Here is a 20,415-nt window from a genome sequence, read left to right as displayed (position 1 = left end):
ACCGTCGCCGAAGGGTGTTTCAAATCCGCTACAACGGCTGGCCGGCGGCGTCGTGGACGAGATCGACCATGTCCGTCCAGCTCATCCGCTTCCCGGCCTGTTCGGCGGCAGCCGCGTCCGCATCGGGCAGCAGCCGATTCATCCGCTCGATCAAGGCCGGATGGGCGAACTGCGCGTAGCGGCGCGGGTCGGCTCCGACACGCTCGGAGTGGTGCAGCGCGGCCGCCCGCAGCTGAAGTGCCGCTCGGGGTTCGGAGGTCAGCATGAGCGCGTGCGCCGCCGCGTAGATCGCGCCGAGGGCGTCGGAGATGTTCGACTGTTCGGCGAACACGCCCAAGGCCCGGTCGAGCGCGGTCAGTGCCTCCACGGCGGCGTCCCTGTCGTCACCCGGGGAGAGCACCGACCAGGCGACCACCACATCGGCCATGCCCTGGCACCAGAGGTGACCGCAGTCGGCGCTGAGCTCCCTCGCATTGCGCAGCCATCGGAGGGCCTCGGTTCCGTCGCCCTCCAGCAGCAGGGTGATGCCGTGGCCGAACTGCGCGCACCCGCGGATCCAATCGGGGGTGGGCAGGCGGTCGACCTCCGCGATCAGGCGGTCGACGGCCTCCCGGGTGGATTTCGCGTCACCGAGCGCGGTCAGCGCCAACGCGCGAAACATCAACGCGTGCAACACCAGATCGCGCTCGGACTCCGGGACGGTCAGGAGATCCAGGGCGGTGTCCGCGTGCGCGAGTGCTTCGGCGGGATCCCCGGCGTGGAAGGAGACGATGGACAGTGCCGCCAGCCCGCGCGCCCGATCCGTGCTGTCCGCCGGTACGGCACGGTCCAGTGCGGTCCGCAGCAGACGGCGACCGTCCGCCAGCACCCCGAGGGTCGTCCACGCGAATTGCAGAGCGGCCGCCGTCCTCAGCGCGCGCACGGGATCGTGATCGAGGTCGTGGTCGATGCCGGTGCGAATGTTGGGCAGCTCCCCCGCCAAGGCGCGGTAGGCGGGCCCGGCCCCATGCCCGGTCAGCAGAGCGGTCCGCGCTGTCACGAAATCGTGCACCCACGCGGCGTGTGCGGCGCGACTGGCCTGCGGATCGGGATCGATGCCGCGGCAGTGGCGGCGAATGGTCTCGAGCATCCGATAGCGGGTCGGACCGGTGGTGGTGTCCGCGCTGATGACCGACCGATCCAGCAGCGACGCCAAGGTGGCGAGCACCGCGGTTCCGGCCGCCACGGGCCGGACCGCCTCGGCGGCCTGCCACGTGAATCCGCCCTCGAACGGCCACAACCGCAACAACATCGCGCGATCCGCGTCCGTCAGATGCTCGACGCTCCATCCGATGGCGGCCTCGAGTCCCGCGTGCGGTGACAGCGACCCCCGTGGCGTCGGTCCGAGCACGTCGAGCCGATCGCGAATGTGGGAGGCGATGTCGCGCAGCCCGAACGCACGCTCCCGCGCCGCCGCCAATTCGATCGCCAACGGCAGCCCGTCGAGGGCCGCGCAGATATCTCGCGCGAACACCCGATCGTCCTCGGCCGGTTGCCAATTCGGCCGGCCGGCCCGCACCCGATCGATCAGCAGCCGTACCGCGCTGCCATCGGTGCCGTCCGGGCCGGTCACGGGCAGGGGCTCGACCGTGAGCACATGCTCGCCGTCGATACCCAAGGGCTGGCGGCTGGTCGCGAGAATCCGCAATCCAGGACAGCCGGCGAGCAGCGGCACGCTCAGCTCGGCGACGGGCTCGATCAGATGCTCGCAGTTGTCGAGCACCAGCAGCCCCGGCCGTACCGCGAGCGCGCGCCGCACCAGAGCGGCGGGGTCACCGCTGTGGTGGATGAGCCCGAGGGTGGACGCGACCGCCAGGGCGACCGCATCGCCGCGGCGGACATCCCCCAGCCGCACAATCCAGCGGTCGACCGTATCCTCCCGCGCCGCACAGTATTCGACCGCCAGCCTGGTCTTGCCGACCCCGGCGGGCCCTACGAGGCTGACCATCCGCTGCTCCGCCATCAGCTCGGTCAGCAGCCGTAGTTCCCGGTCACGACCGACAAACGAGGTGAGCAGCCGCGAAACAGGCTGTGGCACAGCGCGAACCGCGCCGTCGGCCGGTGGTCGAGGACGGGCCGTGGCCAGCAGTCCGGGATCGTGCTCGAGCAGGCGCTGTTCGAGCAGGCGCAGCGCGGGTCCGGGCTCGACGCCGAGCTCCTCGACCAGCAGTTCCCGCACCCGCCGCAGCTCGGCCAGCGCCTGTGTCTGCCGCCCGCCGCGATACAGCCCCAGTGCCAGCAGCTCCCAGCGCCGCTCCCGGAACGGGGCCTGTGCCACCGCCTCGCTCAATGCCGCGACCGCCGCCGCGGTTTGCCCGCAGGCCAGTCGCGCCGCCTGCAACTCTTCGACCGCGACATCGCGCAGTTCGGCCAGCCGGGTCCGTTCGGCGGGCAACGCGGGCGTGTGATCCAGCTCCGGCCACGGTTCCCCGCGCCACAGCGCCAGCCCATCCGCCAGGAGCCGCTCCGCGCTCGCCGCCTCACCGGCCGCCAGCGCCCGTACTCCCGCGGTGACCGATGCCGCGAAGCGCCCACTGTCGGACCACTCCGGCGGAATCTCCAGCCGATACCCGGATATGCTGCGCTGCAAGAGATCCCGGTCGGTCGGGCCGAACGCCGACCGTAGCCGCGAAGCCACCACTCGCAGCGTGCCGCCCACCTGCTGCGGCCGATCGGCGCCCCAGATCAGCTCACCGAGCGCCTCGTCGGAAATCGCGGAGCCGAGCGTGGTCGACAGGGCTGCGAGGAACCGCCGGGGAACGGGCCCGCCGATGTCGACGAGCCGACCGTCCACCTCGACCTCGATCGGGCCGAGCACCCGGAGGAACAGCACCCGGAAAGCTTAGTCGCGCCCCGGGGACCTGGTCACGGGGTCGGGAGCGGCCGGCACGCGATCAAGGTCGTGTAGTCGATGCCGGACTCCCGATGCTGGTGGATCTGCTCGTATTCGGGTGCCGTCACCATGTCCAGAAACGCTTGGCGACTGGGGTATTCGACGAGGGCGACGTAGTCCCAGTCCTCGTCGCCGATCAGCGTCTGCTGGGGTTCGCCGTGCCAGAGCAGGCGGCCCCGCTGCTTCTCGACCATGGCCAGCACGGCCGCCCCGTAGCTCGCGTATTCGGCGCGATCCCGGAATTTGATGAGGTTGAGCATTGCGATCGGCCCCTCGCCGGCGGTTTCGGCGAAGCGGGTGAACTGATCGGTGTCGGGCACGATGGCCATGGGGATGTTCCTATTCGGCGGCTCAGGTGAGCATGCGGGTCAGGACCGCGGTCACGGCCGCGCGGGCGGCGTCGACCGGGAGGGCTTGATGGCGGCGCAGGACGTCCCAGGTCTCCCAGGAACACATGGCGAAGACGGCCTCGCGGGAGGCCGGTTCGAGCGCGTCGAGTTCGGGCAGATTGGTGCGCAGATGGGCGCGTAGCGCCGCGCGGCTCTCGTTCAAACATTCCGAGAGGACCACGGATTCGTGTTCGCGCAGCAGCGCGGCTCGGCGGGTGTTGGTGACGTTCTCGAACAGGTCCGAGCGCAGGGCCACGAGGGTGTCCATGCGTTGGTTCAGGTCGCCGGTCACCGGTTCCAGGAGCGCGATCCAATGCCGGGCGATCTGGGTCTGCGCCGCGTCGAGATACAGCGTCTCCAGGTCCTGGAAGTGGTGGTACACCGACCGCGTGGCGACGCCCGCCCGCTCGGCGACCGCCTGCGCGGTCGGTTGCAGGTTGCCCTCGTCGATGAGCGCCAGGGCGGCCTCCAGGACCGCCTGGCGGTTCTTCGCCGCTCGTGCTGTACGTCCGTCCATCACGGTCAACCCTACAGAGGAAAATTGATTGTTGCACTCCACGTGCAAATAGTTTTAGGGTCGGCAGCATGCACGCACTGCGGACACCGGACGACCGGTTCGCCGATCTGCCGGACTTCGACTTCGAACCCCACTACACCGACGTCGTCGCCGGAGACGGGAGCGCGACCCGGCTGCGACTGCACTACCTCGACGAGGGCCCCCGCGACGGGGACGTCGTCCTGCTGCTACACGGCGAACCGTCCTGGAGCTTCCTGTACCGGACCATGATCCCCGTGCTGGTGAAGGCCGGATTGCGCTGCATCGCACCGGATCTCATCGGCTTCGGCCGCAGCGACAAACCCGCCGATCGCGCCGACTACACCTACGCCCGCCACGTCGAGTGGATGCGTGAGGCCCTGTTCGACCAGCTGAACCTGACCGGCATCACGCTGGTCTGTCAGGACTGGGGCGGTCTGATCGGCCTGCGGCTGGTCGCCGAACACCCCGGCCGGTTCGCTCGCGTGGTGGTCGCCAACACCGGATTGCCCACCGGCGACGCGAAACTCACCGACGCGTTCGCCGCCTGGCAGCGGTTCTCCCAGGAGACGCCGACCTTCCCCGTCGGCGGCATCATCGCGGGCGGCTGCCGCACCACCCTGTCCCCCGAGGTGGTGGCCGCCTACGACGCGCCCTTCCCGGACGAGACCTTCAAGGCGGGTGCGCGAGCGTTCCCGCTCCTGGTCCCCACCCGCCCCGACGATCCGGCCGCACCGGCCAACCGGGCGGCGTGGGAACAGCTGGCGCGGTTCGAGAAGCCGGTACTGACCGCCTTCTCCGACAGCGACCCGATCACCGCGGGCGGTCACCGGCCCTTCCAGGAGAAGGTGCCCGGCGCCGCCGGTCAGGCCCACACCACCATCACCGACGCCGGTCACTTCCTCCAGGAGGACCGCGGTCCCGAACTCGCCGCCGTGGTGAGCGCGTTCATCGCCGCCACCGGCACCACCACAGGAGCAATCGAATGATCAGCAGGAGAGGGTTTTTCGGCACCAGCGCGATGGCCGGCGCCACCGCGGCCGCGGTCACGGCAGCGGGCCCGGCCGCCGCGGAACCCGACCGCCGGGACAACGACCCGGGCAAACCGAACATCCTGGTCGTCATCGTCGACGAGATGCGGGCCCCGATCTGGTTCCCCGAGCAGTCCGTCCTCGACACGATCCTGCCGAATATCGCCGCGCTGCGGAACAAGTCGGTCTCCTTCGAACAGCATTACACCGCCGCCAACGACTGCACCCCCTCGCGCGGCGCCCTGGTGACGGGCCTGTACGCCCACCAGACCGGCTGCCTGTCGACCTCCCAGTCGGAGCTGGCGGCGGGCTTCCCCACCTGGGGTTCGATGCTGCGCGGACAGGGCTACCGCACCGCCTGGTGGGGCAAATGGCATCTGGGCCACTACGCCGACACCACCCCGGGCGGCCTGGAACGCTACGGCTTCGACGGCGGCACCTACCCCTCCCCCAACGGCGCGCCCGAACAGGGCCTGCAGATGGACGGCCGCATCGTCGACGAATTCGTCCAGTGGCTCGACACCGATGCGGCGCACGGCCCGTGGTGCACGACGGTGTCGCTGGTCAACCCGCACGACATCCAATGGTGGCCGCGCTGGACGCGACGCACCCTGGCCAACAACAACATTCCGCGCTGGATCAACGACCTGCCCGGCAATTTCGAGACCCTCGATCAGCTCTCCCGGAAGCCGCGGCTGCAGATGGCGCTGGTCGAGGTGTCGGCGGCGACCTTCGGCCTGGCTCCCTACGGAACGCCCGGCGCCGACCAGGAGTGGATCGACCTGCGCAATCTCTACCTGTGGTTCCAGCAGCAGGTGGACATCCAGATCGGCCGCGTCATCGCCGCGGTCGAGTCCCGGCCCGAGGTCGCCGCGAACACGGTCGTGGTCTTCACCTCCGACCACGGCGACTACGCGGGCTCCCACGGCCTGCACGGCAAGGGCGGCGGCGCGTATGACGAGGCCCTGCGGGTACCGCTCTACATCCACGACCCGCGCGGTCTGCTCACCCCGTCCCCCGGCGTGCGCGACCAGCTCACCTCCAGCGTCGACCTGGCCGCCCTGCTGCTGACCATCGGCACCGGCGGCGCCGGCTGGCGCTCCGACGACCGCTACGCGCACCTGGCCGGGCGGCACGACATCGCCGCGGTGGCCCGCGACCCGCGCGCCCCCGGACGGCCGTGGATCCTGCACACTACCGACGAGCACTCCATCGAGGAGGCCGCGGTCCGATTCAACGGTGACGCACCGGGACACGTGATCGCGCTGCGCACCGCCGACGCCAAATTCGTCCGCTACTCGCACTGGGCCGCGGGCACGTCACGCATCGACACGGCGCAGCAGGAGGAGTACGAGCTCTACGACTACTCCACCCCCGACGGCCGGCTCGAACTCGACAACACCGCGGCCATCGGCGGCGCCTTGCGCGACACCATGAGCCGGCTTCACGACGAGGCCGTGCGGATCGAGCTGCAGCAGCCGCTACCCTCCTACCTGCAACAGGCCCAGCAGGACGGATGGAACGATTACTTCACCCAGACCGCGAAACCCTTCGGGGAGCAGCTCGCCGACTTCCTCCGGGACGGCATCGGTGCGAAATAGCTCCCGCGGCGGCGTCATCGGCGCCGCCGCCACCGTGTTCGCCGCGGTCGCTGGAACCGCGGCCGCGCTGCCCATCCCGGCCGTGCCCGGCGCACCACCGGCATTCCTCGGCAATCCGGCCGTCGCGCAACCGATCACCGGTCTGCCGCCGGTTCCGCAGCACCCCTACCTCGCGCCCAACGGCAGCTCCGGCATCCACGACGACGGCTGGATGAGCAACACCACCACCCGCCCCGGACCACTCGGCCACGATATTCGCGTGGTGTCGGCGGTCATCGGCGGCGAGTGCGGATCGCTCACCTTCGACCACGCCGGACGGATCATCACGACCTGCATCGGGCCGTCGCCCGCGCTGTATCTGCTCGACCCGGTCACCCTGAACGTGCTGGGCCGCAGCGCACTTCCCGGCGATCCGGGCGCCTTCCTGCGGCCGGGCGCGTTCGGCAACTTCACCGGCGGCGCGTACTTCTACCTCGACGACCAGGATCGCGCCGTGGTCGCCTCCCGCGACGGCCACATCCGCGTCTTCGCGGTGAACAGCGCCGGAGACGGTTTCACCGTCGTGCACGACCACGACCTGACCGGACTGCTGCGGCCCGGCGAGACGTTCAACTCGGCGCTGCCCGACAGCAATGGGCTGCTGTGGCTCGTCGCCCGCACCGACGGCGTGGTCGGCACCCTGGACCTGAACACCGGTGCGGCACAGGTCATCCGGCTCGGTGACGGCGCGAACGGTGAGATCGAGAACTCGTTCGCGGTGGGCAACGACGGCGACGTCTACATCGCCACCAACCGCGAACTGTTCCGCTTCGACGCGGGACCCGACGGTGCGCCCGCCATCACCTGGCGCACCACCTACGCCAATAGCGGACAGCGTAAACCGGGCCAGGTCGACGACGGCACCGGCACCACACCGACCATCCTGCCGGGCGGCTACGTCGCCATCACCGACAACGCCGATCCGATGAACGTCGTCGTCTACCGCACCGCACCCGGCGCGGCACAGCGGCAGGTGTGCGCCGTCCCCGTGTTCGGCGCGGGGGCCGGTGACACCGAGAATTCGTTGATCAGCGCGGGCAATTCACTGGTCGTCGAGAACAACTACGGGTACACCGGTCCCGAGGCCACCCTGCTCGGAAAGACCACCACCCCGGGTTTCGCCCGCATCGACATCGACCCCGACGGCGCGGGCTGCCACCAGGTCTGGGCCAACACCACCGAGGCCGCCCCCACGGTCGTCCCCAAGCTCTCGCTGGCGACCGGCCTGATCTACAGCTACACCAAGGGCTCCGAACCCAGCGATCCCTGGTATCTCACCGCGCTGGACTTCCGCACCGGGGCCACCGTCTGGAAGCACCTCGCCGGCACCGGTCCCGGCTTCAACAACAACTACGCCGGAATCAGTATCGGCCCTGATGGCACCGCCTATCTGGGGGTCATCCCGGGGTTGATCGCCCTGCGCGACAACTGAATCGCCACTACGGTGGTTCGGGCACACGCCAGCCCGAACCACCGTGGGAGTCCGCATGCCCGTTCCGACCAGGGGCGACGCGGCCTCCGTGAATCCCGCCGCACCACCGGGACGGTCGATACCGGCGCCCATGGTGTGGCTGATCGGAACGCTCGGCGTCCTGGCCGCCAGCTGGTACCTGCGCCAAGCGCTGCTGCCGCCGCGCGCGATGTTCCCGCTGGACGATCTCGATGTCTACCGGGTCGCGGCCGACCGTGTGGTGCACGGGGTTTCGGTCTACGACAGTCCCTTGCGCGGGCACACACGCGGCGAATGGGAATTCGTCTACACGCCGTTCGCGGCTCTGCTGTTCGTGCCGCTGGTGGTGCTGCACGGTGCGTCGCTCACCGTGGCCGGTGCGCTCGGCAACATCGCACTGCTGGCCGGATCGGCGTGGGCCGCCTTGTCGCTGCTGGGTTTCCGGCGCGACCGGCGGCTGCTGATCGTCGTCCCCGCCGCCACCGCGGTGCTGCTGTGGTGTGAGCCGACCCGCCAAACCATCGGCCTCGGCCAGGTCAATCTGCTGCTCCTGCTGCTGGTCCTGGCCGATATGACCATGCCCGACTCGTCCCGCTGGAAAGGCGCGCTGATCGGCGTCGCCGCCGGAATCAAACTGACGCCCGCCTTCTTCATCCTCTACCTGCTGGTGACCGGTCGCTTCCGCGCGGCCGCCGCCGCGGCGGGCGCCTGCGCTGCCACCCTGGTGATCGGTCTGGCCGTCATGCCGAAGGACTCCCTCACCTTCTGGAGCGGCGCCTTCGCCGACCCGGCCCGTGTCGGCGTGCCCGGCAACCCCGACAACGAATCCCTGCGCGGCCTGCTCGCCCGCTCCCTCGGCTCCGGCGGCCTCGCCCAATTGCTCTGGCCCGCGGCCGCCCTCGCCACCGCCCTGGCCTGTCTCGTCGTGGCCCGCCGCCTCTCCGCGACCGGCCGGGAACTCGCCGCCCTGACTCTGTGCGGCATGACGGCCGCCGCCATCTCCCCCTACACCTGGATTCACCACTGGGTCTGGCTCGCACCGCTACTGATCTGCGCGGCCGACCTCACTCTCCTGCGCCACCGTTCGGTTCTGGCGGCCGCGGCCCTGATCGCGGTATTCCTCCTCTGCTCGGGCGGCATCTTCCCTTTCCTCGGCCTGCCCTCCGAAAGCGTTCTCCGCCTTGCCGATCCGGGCCCGTTCGCCATCGTCGCCCACAACGCCTACATCTGGCTCACCTGGACGCTCCTGGCCGCCGCCGCGATCGCGACCCGCCGCCGCGTATCACCGCGCCTGGCCACGAGCTCGGCGCTGATCGATGCTCACTCCCGGTAGCGGGCGACGAAGCGGCGCAGGATCTCCTGGGGCACGGTGATGTGCTCGCGGTGGCCGAGTTCGGTGAGGTAGTCGGCCTCGGCGGGGTCGAAATAGCCGTCGTGGCGATAGATTTCGATGCGCAGGGCCAGGCCTCGGCCGTCGAGTTCGGGGTGAAACTGGGTGGCGTAGACGTGCTCGCCGACGCGGACCGCTTGGACCGGGCAGCCGGAGGAGTGGGCCAGCAGCGTCGCGCCGGGCGGGACGTCCTGGCAGGACTCCTTGTGGCCGACGAAGGCGCGGAAGGCGTCCGGGAGGCCGTGGAGCAGCGGGTCGGCGGCGGCGTCGCCGGTCAGTTCGATGGTGGTCGCTCCCGGCGGTTCGGAGTAGCGCTCGGTACCCACGGTCCCGCCCAGGGCTTCGGCCAGCACGCCCAGGCCGTAGCAGGCGCCCAGGTAGGGGAAGTCCCGGCGGACCACCTCGATGAGCAGCTTCCTCAGTTCGGGTTCGAAGGCGCGCTGGTAGTCGTATTTGCGGTCTTCGGGGTAGCTGATATTGCTGGGCCCGCCGCCGACGATGACAGCCCAATAGTCGTCGAGGTCGAGATCGGGCATGCCGCGATTCATCTCGACCCGTGTCACCTCCTCCGGTGCGAGACCGCCCGCGTCGAGGATCGCTTCATACTCCTGGTCGGAGGCCGCTTGCTCGGGTCGCAGCTGCAACAGCAGACAAGGCTTCGCCATCACCACATTGTCGATGGCTCTGGTACAGTCGGCGTACCTCATCAGATATTTCTCAAAAAACAAAGTACGTGTAACCGCCGGTTACACGTACTTTGTTTTTCTGGCCCTGCCCGCACGGCCGTACCCCGCGATCAGCGATCGCGATGAGCGACCAGCTGAGCCAAGGCGCTCAGATCGTCCGACACCAGATCATCGGGCAACGCCGCGAAAGCCGCTTCCAACGCCGTCGACGCCCGCCGCAACGTGCGCTGCTTGCCACCCGCCCGCTCGACCAGCTCCGCGGCCCGCGCCGCGCGCGCCGTGGTCAGCGGGTGCCGGGTGCGGTAGAGCCGAGCCAGCTCGCGACCCGCGGCCGTGCCCGATTCCAGTGCGCACACCACCGGGAACGACTGCTTGCGATGGATGAGATCGCTGTGCGCGGGTTTCCCGGTGACCTCCGGATCACCCCAGATGTCGATGAAGTCGTCGACCAGCTGGAACACCAGGCCCAGTTCCGCGCCGAAGGTGTGCATCGCCGACACCACGCGCTCGTCGGCCCCGGCGCACAGTGCGCCCAGCGCGCAGGCGCAGCCGAGCAACGCGCCGGTCTTGCCCGCGGCCATGCCCAGGTACTCGTCGACGGTGACGGCGGCCCGGGTCTCGAAGTCGCAGTCCGCGTACTGCCCGTGGCACAGGTCGACCGTGGCCCGGGTCAACCGGATGACCGCCTCGGCGGTGACCGTCTCCGGCACGCCGTCGCACAGCGCGCCGAGCGCCACCGCCTGAAGCGCGTCGCCGAGCAGGGTCGCGGTGGTCTCACCCCACACCCGCCACACCGTGGGCCGGCCGTGGCGGAAGGCGTCGCAGTCCATCACGTCGTCGTGTACCAGCGAGAAGTTGTGCAGCAGTTCGACGGCCGCCGCCGCGTGGACCGACGTGCCCGGATCCCCGCCGCACGCGGTCGCGGCCGCGAAGGTGAGCGCCGGGCGCAGCGCCTTGCCCTGCACGCCGGTGACGGCCGCTCCCTCAAAATCGCACCAGCCGAAGTGGTACCCGGCCATCAGGTCCAGCGGCTCGGTCAGGCCACTGACCGCGCTCCGCAACACCGGGTCGATGGCCGCTCTGGCCTCGCTCAATTGTCTACGGGCTCTTCCCTCCGCGGTCGCGTCGAGTGGGCGCGTTATGGATTCGGCTGCCCGGGCACGGGATTCGTCGTGCCCGGCGTGGGCGGCCACGGCGGGGCGGGACAGGCCCCACCGGCGCTTGCCCTCCCCCTGCGCTCCCACGGTGAAACGGATCGGTTTCGACGCTCGCATAATCGGCCCCGCTCTCTCGGACACGGCTACCGCAGCCACCCGGTGGCAGCTGGGTAGCAATGCTCAGAAGAACCCCATCGTCCCATCGGAAACTGAAACCCGGGGGTTGCCTGCGAATTTCAGTTCGGCAACGGTGCGCCGTTGGGCGTGGTCAGGTCAGTGGCAGCCCGTGTTCGAGCGCCTCGGCGGGCGCGCTCGTGTAGCGGGCGGCCTGGTAGTGGTAGTCGTGGTTGGCGCGCACGTAGACGGTGTAATTCGCGGCGGTGGCGAGGGTGTCGGCGCGTTCGCGGCCGGTGATGCCGGCGTCGTCGAGCTCGGTGGGCAGGCGCTCGACCGCGTCGGTCATGCGCGCCACGCACTCGGACAGCATGCCGTTCACCAGTTGCCGGGCCTGAGCTCGATCGTGGCCGTGGTGATACTGGGCCAGCAGCACCGAGTTGTACAGGTAGCCGGACGCCTCGTCGGAGGCGACCGACAGCACGTCGTTGAACAGGCCCATGTGCTCGACGGCCGCGGCGCGCAGACTGCGCATGGCGGGCAGGTGCCGGGTCGCGGGGCTCAGGTCGACGCCTTCGGCGCGCTCGCTGATATCGAGAAACACGAACAGCGCCACGCCGTCTCGCCGATGCGCGCGGTAGTCCTCGAGGTCGGGCAGATTGCCGGAGAGCCGTCCCACGCTCTCGGCGTAGTAGGTCCACAGCCAGTCCCGGATCTCGCCGCGTACGCTCTCTCGCCATGCCGGGGACCGACCCTGGCACAAGCGTTTCCACAGGTCGGCGAACGCGATCGCGAGCACTCCGGACGGCTTGTCGATACCGTCCAGTACGGCTTCGATGGCGAGGATCGCCGCCAAACACCGCTGCGGCTCGGGGATTTCGATATCGAACTGGTCGTCCACGATGAAGGCCCACGCGGTGTACTGGCTCAGCAGTGTGAGCTCCTCGGCGTTCGCGCGCGGGCACCACAGCGCGTACATACGGGCCGGTCGGGTCCGTTCCATGCGCCGCCGAGTGGGCTCGGTCGGAACCAGCGAGTAGGCTTCCAGCCAGGCCCACATTCCCGCTTCCGCCTGCGGCTCCGCGGGATTGAGCCCCGCCGGTTCGAACGGCATGAAGACTTCGAGCGCTTCCATACGAAACTGCCTACCCCCCAACTATTTACTGAGTAGATCGTAACGATAACGGCATTTCGGACGTTTGCACTCGCATCTGGAATCCCAGTCATTAGGAATCTGCGGGCCATCCGACCCGGCGCGGCCCTCGTGCTGTCCGTTTCCGCTAGTCGGGCGTGGCGTCGCGGACCTCGGTGATCCGCCGCAGCCCCTCCGCGAGTTCGCTTCCGCTGGGCGCTGTCTCGCCGTCGATCAGCGATTGTGCGGCGATCCCGATCAGCAGCGCTTGATACAGCGCGCCGACCGACCGTCCGGCCCCGTCCCCCTCGTCGCCCTCGAACAACCGGGCCAGTCCCGCCCGGGCGTCCTCGGTCCGCTCCGCCAGCTGAGCCCGGGTCTCCGGATGCGAGAGCGCGTCGAAGGTCGCGGCCCAGAGCCCGCGATCGGCGGTCACCGATGCGCGAATGGCGTCCCAGTGGGAGGCGAAGCGCCGCAGGGGATCCGGACTCGTGTCCGCCGCCGTCACCGTCCGTGCCAACCGGTCTCCCCACTCCTCGGTGGCCTCTGCCAGCGCGGCCGTGAGCAGCGCTTCCTTGGACCCGAAGTGATAGCCGATGGCGGCCATGCTGACCCCCGAGGCGGTCGCGATATCGCGCACGGTGGTGCGGGCATAGCCCTTGTCGAACAGGCACTGGCGCGCGCCGGCGAGCAGATCCTCACGGTTTCCCATGCCCACACTCTAGCGCAAATGCCTGAGACAAATGTCTTGCGCGTTTGCCCAAATCGGATCTATGGTCGAGATATGCGGCAGACGAGCACCAAGAACGTTCTGATCTCCGGCGCGAGCATCGCGGGCCCCGCCCTCGCGTTCTGGCTGCGGCGCTACGGATTCGAACCGACCGTGGTCGAGAAGGCCCCGGCCCTGCGTCCGGGCGGCCAGGCCATCGATGTCCTGGGCAGCGCCACCGAGGTGGTCCGGCGCATGGGTCTGCTCGAGCAGGTGCACGCTCGCAGTACCGGAAAGCGCGGCACTTCCTATGTCGATGCCAAGGGAAAGGCTCGCGCCTCCATCTCCAGCGAGGTGTTCAATGGCGTCGGGGCCAATGGCGACACCGAGATTCAGCGCGGCGATCTGGCCGAGGTTCTCTACGAGGCGACCCGCGAGAATGTGGAATACCTCTTCGGCGACTCCATCGCCGCGTTGCGTGAGGGCGAATCAGGCGTGCACGTGACGTTCGAGAACTCCCCCGCCCGCACCTTCGATCTGGTCATCGGCGCGGACGGCGTCCACTCCCACACCCGCACGCTGGTTTTCGGCCCGGAATCGGAATTCCTCCGCCACATGGGTTACTACATCTCGATCTTCACGACGCCGAATCTGCTGAGTCTGGACCACTGGGAACTGGACCACAACACCCCCGGAAAGATCGCGGGGTCCTACAGCGCCCGCGAGAACACCGAGGCCAAAGCGATTTTCGCATGGGCGTCCGATCCCCTCGACTACGACTACCGCGACACCGACGCCCAACGACGCATCCTCACCGAGACATTCGCCGACCAGGGCTGGGAGGTGCCACGCCTGCTCGCGGAACTGCCGAACGCCCAGGACTTCTACTTCGACGCCATGGCGCAGATCCGTATGGACCGGTGGTCGAAGGGCCGGATCGCGCTGGTCGGCGACGCCGGATACTGCGCGTCCCCGCTGTCCGGCCAGGGCGCGGACCTGTCGCTGGTCGGGGCGTATGTGCTGGCCGGTGAGTTGGCCGCGGCCGCAGGCGATCACCGCGTCGCCTTCGACCGCTACGAGACACGGATGCGGCCGATGGTGGACGCCTGCCAGAAATTCGCGGAGGGCGTGGGCGGCTGGTACGCCCCGAACAGCAAGGCGATGATCGCCTTCCGCAACCTGAACGTGCGCCTGCTCCCTTACCTGCCTTGGCGCGGACTGATCGGCGGCGCTCCGCAGAAGGTGGCGCGGACAATTACGGTCGAGGACTACCGGATCGGCGACCCCGCCGCCTGACCTGCACCCGGATCGCGCCGCTTGTGGCGTGCTTTGCGGGCGACCGGCCGGCCCGAACGAGATCAATGGCATCCCCTCGTCTTTCGGAAATGGCAAGATCAACGACGACCCTGGGCGTACGGTGGCGCACCGTCCCTGAAGAGTTATCGGCCATACCCGGAGGCAGCATGTTGTCCCTGCAGGAGATTTCGGATCGCATGGAAATAGAGGACCTCATGGTCCGCTATTCCCACGCCGTGGACACCCACCAGTGGGACATGCTGGACGAGATCTTCACCCCGGACGCCCACATCGATTACACCGCCATGGGCGGTCCGGCCGGTGACGTGGAATCCACCAAGAAGTTCCTCGCCACGGTCATGCCCAACTTCTCGGCGTTCCAACACATGATCAGCAATTCGTCCATCCGGGTCGAGGGCGACAACGCCACCGCGCGCACCATGTGTCACAACCCGATGATGGTCGGCGCCGCCGACGGCGAACGGCGGCTCATGCTGTGCGGCCTCTGGTACCACGACACCTTCGTGCGGGTCGGCGGCGAGTGGCGGATCAAGCAGCGCGTCGAGGAGAAGAGCTACATGTTCGTCGCCCCGGACGCGGTGCCGCCCACCAGCTGATCGAACAGGTCGCGATAGCCGCGCAGCGCCGTGCGCAGTGCCTCGGTGTCGGCGGCTTCGCCGCGCGCCCACTCGCTTTCGAGTTGCTCACGGCGGCGCGAGCACTGATCGGTGAGCTGCTCGAGCGCGTCGCCCACGAGCGCGTCCGCGCGGGTCACGGCGTCCTTGGGATCGTCGACGAACCCGGCCTGGATATCGCGCCACTGATCGCGCAGCCGTCCGGGGTCACCGTCGCCGTGGGAACGGCCGTCGCCGTGGAGGTCTTCGCGCTCGGCGGACTCGGTGGCCGGGACGTCCTCGCGCGGGTGTGGATTCATGATCATCTCAATGCCTCACTTCTGGTGGTCGGAGGTGCCGTGGTGATCGCCGCCGACCAGTTCGGCGAACACCTCGCGGTAGTCGACGATGGCCACGCGCATGTCCTCGGTGGACGCCTCGCCGTGTCCGGCGCGCGCGGCGATCTCGTGGGCGGCGCGGAACCGGCCCAGGGGGCGTGAGTGTTCCACCGACAGGTCCGCCACTTGTTGGTCATAGTTCTCGTTCGGGTAGCCGCGGTCGGTCATCGCCTTCGTGACGAGGCGGTCGGCGGCGTCGAGCGCCCCGCCGGGGTCGTCGATGAACTGTTCCTGGATGTGAGTCCAGGCCGCGTCGTAGCGCTGCTTCTCCTCGGGCGACAGATCCCGCAGATCCAGTTCTTCGTGGCGTTTTTCGCGGTCTGTCAGCTCCTGCTCGGCGTCCTTGCGGTTCGGCGCCGCTGCCACGGTGCGGTCGTATTCGGGTCCGAACCGACGCTGCAGCCGTCGGCTGCGTCTGCGCGGCCCGAGCACCGCCGCGATCACCAACACCACGATCACCGCCGCGGCGACGATCACTGCGATCCATGCTCCGCTCGACATTTGATCCTCCTGGTCGAGTCCGTATCCCCGTTGGCGTAATGCCTCGAAATCGGCACTTCAAACCCGGTGGGTCGCCGCCGGCGAAGGATGCGAAGCGACGCCGGACGATTTACTCCGCGGACTGCGGCGAATGCGGCCCGCACGGTGCGACCGCGCGCCATCATGGGATATCGCTCGGTCCGGAGGCACCCCGAGGAGTTTGCGCCATGACACAGCTGCCCGCCGCGTCGCATCAGCGTGCGGAGTTGGAGAAGGCCTGGGAGCGGTGGACCACGTCCACCCCCGGCTGTCCGCCCGCCGCCCAGGTGGCGCTGCGCGGCGAAGTGGCCGCGTCGTGGGAGCGGTCGCTGCGCACGGTGGATCCGACACGGGCCGTGGCCCCGGGAACCGACCGCGACGAATTGGGTTCGCGTTGGGCCGAATCGCCGCTGCGCACCCCGGTCACCGAGATGGCGGGTGAGCTGCGGGCGTTGACCGAGGACTCGGGCATGATCGCGGTGGTCACCGACGAGGCCGGGACCGTGCTCTTCAGTTGTGGCGACCGCTCGGTGCGGCGGCGGGCCGAATCGGTGAACCTCGCCCCCGGCGGCTGCTGGGACGAGCCCTACATGGGCACCAGCGGCATCGCGCTGTCCCTGCACAGCGGCCGCCCCTCCCAGGTGTGGGCCGCCGAGCATCTGGTCGAGGCATTGCACGGCTGGGTCTGCTACTGCGCGCCGATCCGCGCCGCCGACGGTCGCCAATTGGGCGTGCTCGATCTATCGACGTACTGGGACCGCTCGCATCCGCTGATCCTCACCACCGTCCGAGCCCTGGTGACCGCCATCGAATCCCGAGTGCATGCCGAACAGCAACGCCCCGCGGCCACACCCCGCCTCGAAGCGCTGGGTGTCCCCCGGTTGTACCAGCAGGGTCGCCAGGTGCCGATGCGGCCTCGGCAACTCGAGATCCTGACCCTGCTGGCGCTCGAGCCCGAGGGCTTCACGCCGGAACGCTTGCACGAGGCCGTCTATGGCGGCCGGTCGGTGTCGTCGAGCACGCTCAAATCCGACGTCTCCCGTCTGCGCGCCGCCACCGACGGCCGCATCGCCGACCGCCGGTACATGCTCACCGAACCCCTCGCCTGCGACGCCGTCGAACTGCTGGCCGCGCTCGAGGCGGGCGACCTGACCACGGCCGTGCGGCTGTATCGCGGTCCGCTGCTGCCGGATTCGGATGTCCCGGGCATCGTGCAGTGGCGCGAGCACCTCGACGTCTGCCTGCGCACAGCCGTACTGGCCGACCACAATCCCGAGCACGCCCTGCGTTTCGGTCAGCGCTGCCCCGACGACATCGAGATCCACGAGCACGCCCTGCGGCTGCTCCCCCACGGCGACAGCCGCCGAGCCCTGGCGACCGCGCGGTTGCACACCGCGCTGCGCTAGGCCACACACGCATCGCATGCAAGGTTGCACAGCGTGCCTAGCATCCGAATTGTCCGTTACCGCAGCCGATTCCGCAGGTACCGACGCGGCAACGTTTCGCCAACCCCGCGCCAACCTCCCGCCAACCTTCGCGGTTCATAGTGGCCCCCGTCACCGCAGATAATGCGATCAGGAGCCGCGCCATGATCTACGCCAAGCCCGGCACAGAGGGCAGCATCATCAGCTTCAACCGCCGCTACGACAACTTCATCGGCGGCGAGTGGAAAGCGCCGATCGAGGGCCGATACTTCGAGAATCCCTCCCCGATCGACGGCGAGACCTTTTGTGAAGTGGCGCGTTCCAGCGCGGCGGACATCGACATGGCCCTGGAGGTCGCGCACCGGGCGGCCGAAACCTGGGGTGCCACCTCGGTGACGGATCGTGCCAACATCCTCAACAAGATCGCCGACCGGATCGAGGCGAACCTGGAGCGCCTCGCCGTCGCCGAAACCTGGGAGAACGGCAAGCCGGTCCGCGAAACCCTCGCCGCCGACTTGCCTTTGACGGTCGACCACTTCCGCTACTTCGCCGGCGCGGTCCGCGCGCAGGAGGGTCACCTCTCCCAGATCGACGCCGACACCGTCGCCTATCACTTCCAGGAACCCCTGGGCGTGGTCGGGCAGATCATCCCGTGGAACTTCCCGATCCTGATGGCCGCCTGGAAGCTGGCGCCCGCGCTGGCCGCCGGCAACTGTGTCGTCATCAAGCCCGCCGAGCAGACGCCCGCCTCGCTGCTGCTGGTGATCGAGCTCATCGCGGACCTGCTGCCGCCGGGAGTCGTCAATGTGGTCAACGGTTTCGGCGTGGAGGCGGGCAAGCCGCTGGCGTCGAGCCCGCGCGTGGCCAAGATCGCCTTCACCGGCGAGACCACCACCGGGCGGCTGATCATGCAGTACGCCAGCGAGAACATCATCCCGGTGACCCTCGAGCTGGGCGGCAAGAGCCCCAATATCTTCTTCCCCGACGTGCTTTCGGCCGACGACGACTTCCTGGACAAGGCCGTCGAGGGTTTCGTGATGTTCGCGCTGAACCAGGGCGAAGTGTGCACCTGCCCGTCCCGGGCGCTCATCCATTCGTCGATCTACGACGAGTTCATGGCCCGCTGCATCGAGCGGACCAAGGCCATCAAGGGCGGCAATCCGCTCGACGACGCGACCATGATCGGCGCGCAGGCCAGTAACGACCAGTACGAAAAGATCCTCTCCTACATCGATATCGGCCGTCAGGAGGGCGCGAAAGTGCTCACCGGCGGCGAGATGCGCAAGGTGGAGGGTTTCCCCAATGGGTACTACATCGAGCCGACGATCTTCGAGGGCCGCAATGACATGCGGATCTTCCAGGAGGAGATCTTCGGACCGGTGGTAGCGGTGGCCCGCTTCGACAACGAGGTCGAAGCGGTAACCATCGCCAACGACACGCTCTACGGCCTCGGCGCCGGCGTGTGGAGCCGCGACGGCGGCATCGCCTACCGGGTGGGCCGGGCGCTGAAAGCCGGTCGGGTGTGGACGAACTGCTATCACGCCTATCCCGCGCACGCGGCGTTCGGCGGCTACAAGAAGTCCGGCATCGGCCGCGAGAACCATCGCATGATGCTCGACCACTACCAGCAGACGAAAAACCTGCTCGTGTCGTACTCGCCGAAGAAACTCGGATTCTTCTGAACCGGGGGGCGATATGACGGCGGGTCCGGTATCCCGGGTGACCATCACCGAGGCCGCGGCGGCGGTGCTGCAACGGCTCATCGACCACAACGGCCCGGTGATGTTCCACCAGTCGGGCGGCTGCTGCGATGGCAGCTCCCCGATGTGCTATCCCCTGGGCGAGTTCCGGGTGGGCGCGGCCGATGTACTGCTCGGCCGCGTCTTCCCGGACACATCGTTCTGGATGAGCGCCGACCAATTCGAATATTGGCGCCACACCCACCTCACCGTCGACGTGGTCCCCGGCCGCGGCGGCGGCTTCTCCCTCGAAGCGCCCGAGGGTGTCCGATTCGTCATCCGGTCACGCCTGTTCACCGATGCCGAGACAGCGGTGCTGGAAGCGGCTCCTGCCCCGCTCCGCGGCAACGAACTGGCCGGATGAAGGAGGGTGGCGCGGCCGGTTTCTCCGGGTCGGCCGCGCCACCGTACAACCCGCGAATCCGCTAGCGCGCCTTTCGGCCGACGCCGAGCCACGCGGTCGTGGACAGGGCCGAGCCGGGCTCGTAGTGCTCGCGCAGATACTCGATCATGACGCGTTCCCGCTCCGCCCAGGTGGCCTTGTCCGTGCGCCGCCTTGTCGCCTGCAACGGCGCGCTGCCTCGGGTCAGCCGGTCCCACATCTGCTCGGCGCTGTCGTAGCGGAACGATTCGGTGTGCGGGCGCAGGGTTACCTCGGTGAAGCCTGCCGCGTGCAGTTCGCGTTGGAAGGCGATCGGATTCTCCAGGCTGTCCGGATTCGGCTGGGGCGCGGAGAATCCCGGAATCCCGGTCTGGAAGGCCTCGAACAGCAGGGTCATCAGCGGCGAGTCCGCGATCGGAGCCCAGCTCGACACCACGGCGGTGCCGCCGGGTCGCAGCACCCGGCGCAGTTCGGCGAAGCCCGCCGCGCGGTCCGGGAAGAACATGAGCCCGAACATCGAGAAGGCCGCGTCGAAGGTGTTGGTGGCGTAGCGCAATCGCTGGCCGTCGCTGACGCCGGTCAGCACGTTCCCGATTCCGGCCCGCATGATCGTGCCGCGCAATCGCCGGATCATCTCTGTCGAGAAGTCGACCGCGACGACCTCGGCGACCCGGGGTGCGGCCTGCAGGGCCAGCACGCCGGGGCCGGTGGCCACATCGATGATCCGCGACCGGGCGGTCAGTCCGCCCAGCTCGAGCGCGCGAATCGCGAAGGGACGCATCATGTCCGACACGACCTCGGCATAGCCCGCGGCAACGTCGTCCCATGCGCCCGGCGCGGCCAGTGGATTCTCCGCCATTCGACCAACCTTCCGACGG

Annotated in this window: 19 protein-coding genes; 9 read left to right on the top strand and 10 right to left on the bottom strand. The window is 68.9% G+C overall.

The genetic code is table 11. The features are described from left to right. Positions 1-28: 28 nt before the first annotated feature. Genes ACFRAQ_RS15565 through ACFRAQ_RS15555 form a run of 3 tightly spaced genes read right to left on the bottom strand, consistent with a single transcriptional unit; the run spans position 29 to position 3,838 of the window. On the bottom strand, positions 29-2,872 hold the full coding sequence (locus ACFRAQ_RS15565) for a BTAD domain-containing putative transcriptional regulator (protein WP_379099671.1): 2,844 nt from the start codon (positions 2,870-2,872) through the stop codon (positions 29-31). Positions 2,873-2,904: 32 nt separating this feature from the next. Further along, positions 2,905-3,261, bottom strand: coding sequence for a DUF1330 domain-containing protein (locus tag ACFRAQ_RS15560; protein ID WP_379099668.1), 357 nt, complete (start codon positions 3,259-3,261; stop codon positions 2,905-2,907). Between the two features lie 22 nt (positions 3,262-3,283). Continuing rightward, the gene (locus ACFRAQ_RS15555; RefSeq protein ID WP_379099665.1) at positions 3,284-3,838 is read right to left on the bottom strand and encodes a TetR family transcriptional regulator; all 555 of its coding nucleotides are present in this window, start codon (positions 3,836-3,838) and stop codon (positions 3,284-3,286) included. Positions 3,839-3,906: 68 nt separating this feature from the next. Here ACFRAQ_RS15555 and ACFRAQ_RS15550 point away from each other — a divergent pair, with 68 nt between their 5' ends. The 4 genes from ACFRAQ_RS15550 to ACFRAQ_RS15535 are packed head-to-tail and all read left to right on the top strand — an operon-like array spanning position 3,907 to position 9,310. Further along, positions 3,907-4,845 (top strand): haloalkane dehalogenase, encoded by a 939-nt coding sequence (locus ACFRAQ_RS15550; RefSeq protein ID WP_379099662.1) that lies wholly within the window; start codon positions 3,907-3,909, stop codon positions 4,843-4,845. After that, positions 4,842-6,488 carry a sulfatase-like hydrolase/transferase gene (locus ACFRAQ_RS15545; RefSeq protein ID WP_379099660.1) on the top strand — a complete coding sequence of 549 codons (1,647 nt, stop codon included), beginning with the start codon at positions 4,842-4,844 and terminating at the stop codon, positions 6,486-6,488. The genes ACFRAQ_RS15550 and ACFRAQ_RS15545 overlap by 4 nt, the downstream gene beginning before the upstream one ends. Next, on the top strand, positions 6,478-7,959 hold the full coding sequence (locus ACFRAQ_RS15540) for a hypothetical protein (protein WP_379099657.1): 1,482 nt from the start codon (positions 6,478-6,480) through the stop codon (positions 7,957-7,959). Before ACFRAQ_RS15545 ends, ACFRAQ_RS15540 begins: the two co-directional genes overlap by 11 nt. Positions 7,960-8,014: 55 nt before the next feature. Next, positions 8,015-9,310, top strand: a complete 1,296-nt coding sequence (locus tag ACFRAQ_RS15535; RefSeq protein ID WP_379099654.1) for a glycosyltransferase 87 family protein — start codon at positions 8,015-8,017, stop codon at positions 9,308-9,310. Here ACFRAQ_RS15535 and ACFRAQ_RS15530 read toward each other — a convergent pair. From ACFRAQ_RS15530 to ACFRAQ_RS15515, 4 genes are all read right to left on the bottom strand, one after another. Beyond that, a complete protein-coding gene (locus ACFRAQ_RS15530; RefSeq protein ID WP_379099651.1) occupies positions 9,298-10,032 on the bottom strand; it encodes a glutamine amidotransferase in 735 nt (244 codons plus the stop codon). The genes ACFRAQ_RS15535 and ACFRAQ_RS15530 overlap by 13 nt on opposite strands. A gap of 131 nt (positions 10,033-10,163) precedes the next feature. Further along, positions 10,164-11,147, bottom strand: coding sequence for a polyprenyl synthetase family protein (locus ACFRAQ_RS15525; RefSeq protein ID WP_379099648.1), 984 nt, complete (start codon positions 11,145-11,147; stop codon positions 10,164-10,166). Between the two features lie 331 nt (positions 11,148-11,478). Next, on the bottom strand, positions 11,479-12,459 hold the full coding sequence (locus ACFRAQ_RS15520) for a terpene synthase family protein (protein ID WP_379099645.1): 981 nt from the start codon (positions 12,457-12,459) through the stop codon (positions 11,479-11,481). 145 nt (positions 12,460-12,604) lie between these two features. Then, the gene (locus ACFRAQ_RS15515; RefSeq protein WP_379099642.1) at positions 12,605-13,168 is read right to left on the bottom strand and encodes a TetR/AcrR family transcriptional regulator; all 564 of its coding nucleotides are present in this window, start codon (positions 13,166-13,168) and stop codon (positions 12,605-12,607) included. A gap of 72 nt (positions 13,169-13,240) precedes the next feature. On the opposite strand from ACFRAQ_RS15515, the gene ACFRAQ_RS15510 reads away from it, so the two are divergent. Both ACFRAQ_RS15510 and ACFRAQ_RS15505 read left to right on the top strand, forming a co-directional pair. Then, complete coding sequence (locus tag ACFRAQ_RS15510) at positions 13,241-14,461, top strand: FAD-dependent monooxygenase (RefSeq protein WP_379099639.1); 1,221 nt, start codon at positions 13,241-13,243, stop codon at positions 14,459-14,461. A 167-nt stretch (positions 14,462-14,628) separates the two neighbouring features. Continuing rightward, a complete protein-coding gene (locus tag ACFRAQ_RS15505; protein ID WP_379099636.1) occupies positions 14,629-15,078 on the top strand; it encodes a nuclear transport factor 2 family protein in 450 nt (149 codons plus the stop codon). Here ACFRAQ_RS15505 and ACFRAQ_RS15500 read toward each other — a convergent pair. Both ACFRAQ_RS15500 and ACFRAQ_RS15495 read right to left on the bottom strand, forming a co-directional pair. Next, positions 15,036-15,395 (bottom strand): hypothetical protein, encoded by a 360-nt coding sequence (locus ACFRAQ_RS15500; protein WP_379099633.1) that lies wholly within the window; start codon positions 15,393-15,395, stop codon positions 15,036-15,038. The genes ACFRAQ_RS15505 and ACFRAQ_RS15500 overlap by 43 nt on opposite strands. Before the next feature lie 15 nt (positions 15,396-15,410). Beyond that, positions 15,411-15,974, bottom strand: a complete 564-nt coding sequence (locus ACFRAQ_RS15495; RefSeq protein WP_379099630.1) for a hypothetical protein — start codon at positions 15,972-15,974, stop codon at positions 15,411-15,413. A 206-nt stretch (positions 15,975-16,180) separates the two neighbouring features. On the opposite strand from ACFRAQ_RS15495, the gene ACFRAQ_RS15490 reads away from it, so the two are divergent. From ACFRAQ_RS15490 to ACFRAQ_RS15480, 3 genes are all read left to right on the top strand, one after another. Beyond that, on the top strand, positions 16,181-17,398 hold the full coding sequence (locus ACFRAQ_RS15490; RefSeq protein WP_379099627.1) for a transcriptional regulator: 1,218 nt from the start codon (positions 16,181-16,183) through the stop codon (positions 17,396-17,398). 182 nt (positions 17,399-17,580) lie between these two features. After that, positions 17,581-19,098, top strand: a complete 1,518-nt coding sequence (locus ACFRAQ_RS15485) for an aldehyde dehydrogenase family protein (protein ID WP_379099625.1) — start codon at positions 17,581-17,583, stop codon at positions 19,096-19,098. 13 nt (positions 19,099-19,111) lie between these two features. After that, positions 19,112-19,519, top strand: coding sequence for a DUF779 domain-containing protein (locus ACFRAQ_RS15480; protein ID WP_357276401.1), 408 nt, complete (start codon positions 19,112-19,114; stop codon positions 19,517-19,519). A gap of 61 nt (positions 19,520-19,580) precedes the next feature. On the opposite strand, the gene ACFRAQ_RS15475 is transcribed toward ACFRAQ_RS15480, so the two are convergent. Continuing rightward, positions 19,581-20,396, bottom strand: a complete 816-nt coding sequence (locus ACFRAQ_RS15475; protein ID WP_379099622.1) for a class I SAM-dependent methyltransferase — start codon at positions 20,394-20,396, stop codon at positions 19,581-19,583. Positions 20,397-20,415 lie beyond the last annotated feature (19 nt).

Source organism: Nocardia sp. NPDC056611, from assembly GCF_042792755.1.
Classification (GTDB): domain Bacteria; phylum Actinomycetota; class Actinomycetes; order Mycobacteriales; family Mycobacteriaceae; genus Nocardia.
Note: the sequence above shows the minus strand (reverse complement) of the source record. Positions and strands in the feature narration are given on the sequence as shown.

Excerpts from the sequence above, each read along its gene's own strand:
- ACFRAQ_RS15530 (WP_379099651.1), bottom strand. The coding sequence starts at position 10,032 with ATGGCGAAGCCTTGTCTGCTGTTGCAGCTGCGACCCGAGCAAGCGGCC.
- ACFRAQ_RS15515 (WP_379099642.1), bottom strand. The coding sequence starts at position 13,168 with ATGGGAAACCGTGAGGATCTGCTCGCCGGCGCGCGCCAGTGCCTGTTC.
- ACFRAQ_RS15545 (WP_379099660.1), top strand. The coding sequence starts at position 4,842 with ATGATCAGCAGGAGAGGGTTTTTCGGCACCAGCGCGATGGCCGGCGCC.
- ACFRAQ_RS15485 (WP_379099625.1), top strand. The coding sequence starts at position 17,581 with ATGATCTACGCCAAGCCCGGCACAGAGGGCAGCATCATCAGCTTCAAC.
- ACFRAQ_RS15550 (WP_379099662.1), top strand. The coding sequence starts at position 3,907 with ATGCACGCACTGCGGACACCGGACGACCGGTTCGCCGATCTGCCGGAC.
- ACFRAQ_RS15480 (WP_357276401.1), top strand. The coding sequence starts at position 19,112 with ATGACGGCGGGTCCGGTATCCCGGGTGACCATCACCGAGGCCGCGGCG.
- ACFRAQ_RS15505 (WP_379099636.1), top strand. The coding sequence starts at position 14,629 with ATGTTGTCCCTGCAGGAGATTTCGGATCGCATGGAAATAGAGGACCTC.
- ACFRAQ_RS15475 (WP_379099622.1), bottom strand. The coding sequence starts at position 20,396 with ATGGCGGAGAATCCACTGGCCGCGCCGGGCGCATGGGACGACGTTGCC.
- ACFRAQ_RS15555 (WP_379099665.1), bottom strand. The coding sequence starts at position 3,838 with ATGGACGGACGTACAGCACGAGCGGCGAAGAACCGCCAGGCGGTCCTG.
- ACFRAQ_RS15535 (WP_379099654.1), top strand. The coding sequence starts at position 8,015 with ATGCCCGTTCCGACCAGGGGCGACGCGGCCTCCGTGAATCCCGCCGCA.
- ACFRAQ_RS15510 (WP_379099639.1), top strand. The coding sequence starts at position 13,241 with ATGCGGCAGACGAGCACCAAGAACGTTCTGATCTCCGGCGCGAGCATC.
- ACFRAQ_RS15495 (WP_379099630.1), bottom strand. The coding sequence starts at position 15,974 with ATGTCGAGCGGAGCATGGATCGCAGTGATCGTCGCCGCGGCGGTGATC.
- ACFRAQ_RS15560 (WP_379099668.1), bottom strand. The coding sequence starts at position 3,261 with ATGGCCATCGTGCCCGACACCGATCAGTTCACCCGCTTCGCCGAAACC.
- ACFRAQ_RS15520 (WP_379099645.1), bottom strand. The coding sequence starts at position 12,459 with ATGGAAGCGCTCGAAGTCTTCATGCCGTTCGAACCGGCGGGGCTCAAT.
- ACFRAQ_RS15500 (WP_379099633.1), bottom strand. The coding sequence starts at position 15,395 with ATGAATCCACACCCGCGCGAGGACGTCCCGGCCACCGAGTCCGCCGAG.
- ACFRAQ_RS15490 (WP_379099627.1), top strand. The coding sequence starts at position 16,181 with ATGACACAGCTGCCCGCCGCGTCGCATCAGCGTGCGGAGTTGGAGAAG.